At 58.3% G+C, this 3,239-nt stretch carries 2 protein-coding genes; both read right to left on the bottom strand.

The annotated features are described in order from the left end of the window. Positions 1-2,623 (bottom strand): two-partner secretion domain-containing protein (locus CSQ89_RS20610; RefSeq protein WP_143747116.1); only part of this gene is annotated, 2,623 nt, incomplete at its 3' end. 103 nt (positions 2,624-2,726) lie between these two features. Next, on the bottom strand, positions 2,727-3,239 hold a 513-nt coding region (locus tag CSQ89_RS22685; RefSeq protein ID WP_186293436.1), incomplete at its 5' end, for a ShlB/FhaC/HecB family hemolysin secretion/activation protein.

Genomic DNA, 3,239 nt, shown 5'->3' with positions numbered 1-3,239 from the left:
TATGCGCCGCCAATTGGCTTTCACTTACATCCAGGCTGGTTGCCTTGGCGCTGATTGTCTGGCTGGCCAAAGCCTGTCCATGCACACCAATCTGTTGCCCTGCCTGTAGGGTGAGATCGCCTGCCTGATTGAGTTTGCCCGCCGTATCCAACCCTGCTGCCAGCAGGCTGCCCTTATGGCTGGTCAATGTTTGGGTGGTGTGGATCTGTACGTTGCCTTGGCTGGCAATCGTGCCGTGGTTGTCCAGACTGTCCAGCGTCAGCGTGGCAGCGCCCTGGCTATAGAGGTTGCCAGTATTGCGTAGCACGCCAGCTTTGAGGTCCAGCGTATTGCCGCTGAGCACATGGCCTTGGTCGTTGAGGAAGGTACCGGTATTGAGCGTCAGCGGACCTGTGATCGACTCAATCCGTCCTTGGCTGTTATCAACGCCGGCCGCTTGCAGATCAAGCCGCTGACTGGCGATCAGCTTGCCGGACTGGTTGCTGAACTGACCGGCGATGTGCAGCGTGGCCTGCTCTCCGGCACTGATTTGCCCCGTCTGATTATCCAGTTGCTGGGCAGTCAGTGTCAGCCTGCTGCCTGCGCTGATCACCCCCTTGTTCTGGTTGTCGATATCACCAGCTGTAAGCGTGAGGCTGTTTTGTTCGGTGGTGAACAGCTTGCCAGCACGGTTGTTCAGGCTGCCTGCCGTGATGGTGAGATGACCGTTGCTGGCCAGCAGGCCGTCCGCGTTGTTCAACAGCCCTGCGACCTGGATATCAGCGGCGCCGCTACCGCTCTGGATCACCTTGCCACCGACATTGCTCAGGTTGGTCGCCGTCAGTTTGATCTTCGAAGCACCCACCTCGCCACCGTCCAGGGTGACATTGCCGCCGGTGAGCGACAGCAGACCATTGCTGGCAAGCGTGCCTTGCTGGCTGTTGAAGTCAGCGGCATTAAGCGTGAGCGTGCCGGTACCAGCATGCTGCACCAGCCCGGCTACATTGCTCACTGTATCGGCACTGAGGTTGAAATCGACGCCGTTGCTGGCGATGACCCCGCCGTTGTTGTTCAGGCTTCCCCCGGTATTCAGCACAATCTGGCTGCGGGCAGTCCCCGTCTGCAGCAGTTTGCCGCTGGTGTTATCCAGGTGGGTCAAGTGAAGATCGAGCAGGCGGGCGCCGAGGCTACCTCCCTGGTTATCCAGTCGGTCAGCCCGCATCGTGAGCGTATCAGCCGCGACGATGATGGCTTTGCGGGTATCCATGTCACGGGCAGCAAAGTCCAGGGTATTCGCACTGAGCTCACCCTCACTCAGATTCAACCGTCCGGTGTGTACACTGATCTGTTGTCCTGCCAGTGCCTGACCGTGAACAGCAATGGCTTCCCCACTGCCCAGGCGTACTTCTCCCCCCCCATTCAACTGGCCATCGCTGTTTAAACCCGCCGCCAATGTGCTGCCTTTGTGGCTGGTAACCGTATGTGTGGCATTGATCTGCAGGTTTTGTTGGCTACCGATCAGGCCTTGGTTATTGAGGTGGGCAATCTTGATGGTTGCGTCACCCTTGGCGTAAATCGTACCGGTGTTGTCCAGGCTGGCCGTGTTGATCTGCTGCGTCGTGGTACTGCTGATCAAACCGCTATTCGTGAGCAGTCCTTCGGCAGATAGCACCACTTCTCCGGCGCTGGCCCCGATCTGGCCGGCGTTACGTACCCCTACGCCCGCCTCGGTGCCAATCAGCTGGATTTTGCCGGCATACATGCCACCCAGGTGTCCGACATCAATCGCGAATTGGGGCTTGCTGCCCGTACCTGTTGTCGGCGTTGTGACCGTACCATCCAGCTTGGTTTGATGGTGACCTGTACTGACTTGCAGCGATTTTGCCCAGATGCCGGCATTGACCTGCACCGCACGCGCAATGATCGCGGTGAAGTCCACCTGGCTGGCATCCAGACCCGTACCGCCAATATCCACCATGCCGCGGCTGACCAGAAAACCACTCAAGCCGTTCTGATCAAACTGGGCGGTACCGGTAGTCAGTGTTGCCTGACTGGCATTGATAAAGCCGCAACCATGGCAACTGATGCCCGCAGGGTTCGCCACAATGACCTGTGCCCGGTCGCCCGCTACTTCGATATAGCCCCGCAATTGGCTGGGGTTGTTGGAAGTCACCTCATTCAAAATGATGCGTGCCGTTCCCCTCGCCAGCCAGTCATTTCCCTGTATCCAGCCTCCCTGCTGTGTCTGCACTTCCCTGCGAGCGTTGTTCAGGATCACACCGTTCTGATTCACATCAAACTGGCTGTAGGTGTTCCGCGATATGCCACCCGCACTGGGTGTTTGAATATTGACGACCGGCACGCCATTACCCGCCTGAAGCACAACGGGCTGCTGGTTCTGCGGCGCAGCAGGGTCTGCGATAATTCCTGCCGCACGAGCAGGTGGTATCACGGTCACCAGCCCCAAGGCCAACGCACATTGGAAAGCGATCGGTTTGAGCGCAGCAACATGCGCATGGGCTGGTGACGTCGTTGCGCCCCTGGTCGTACCCGGTGCCTTGTGGTTGCTGGTTACCGATTCGGCAACCACCATCATCAAACCCCGTGCCTGATTAAATACAATGCGAAACAAACGGCGATTCATAGCATCACCCCGCCAGCCAAGACAGGGCTCCAGTTATTGGCCTGCGCATCAGCGCAGCCACGATCGAATAGGAAATGAGGGAGAAAGGGCCAGCTGAGGGGGCTTAGAACGCCAGGTTCATCGTAAACCCACCGTTCATGCCATCGGCAGCAAAGCGATCGGGCTTGTGCAAGGCACAGCCACTGAAAACATCGAAGGTCAGGTTACGTACTGCACCACGCAAGCCAAATGCCACACCCGACAAACTATTGCCCAGCAAGCGTTCTGTACTGGGGCCGGCCACTCGACCGTAGTCGATACCGACATAGAGCTCCTGACCGCTGTTGCCCAGCGGCATGCCAAAATCATTCCGTACCAGCCAGCCACGTTCAGCGGCCAATACGCTTTCACCACTGAAGCCGCGAACCGTATTGCGCCCACCAATCGCGAACCTGTCTAGCGCAACCAGAGGCGTGCGGTTCCATTGCGCGCGCCAAGCCATGCCATAGCGCAAGGCCTGCTCGTTCAAATGGAAAGGGACGTTCAGTTGTGCATTGGCAAACACGATGAATGGGCGAGATGTTCCTTCCCCATCCTGTTCTTCCGGCGCCGAAAGCGAACGGTTTGCGCCGGTACC

Source organism: Chitinimonas sp. BJB300 (genome assembly GCF_002735695.1).
In the GTDB taxonomy this organism is placed as follows: Bacteria; Pseudomonadota; Gammaproteobacteria; order Burkholderiales; family Chitinimonadaceae; genus Chitinimonas.
This window is presented reverse-complemented; position numbering and strand designations above follow the sequence as displayed.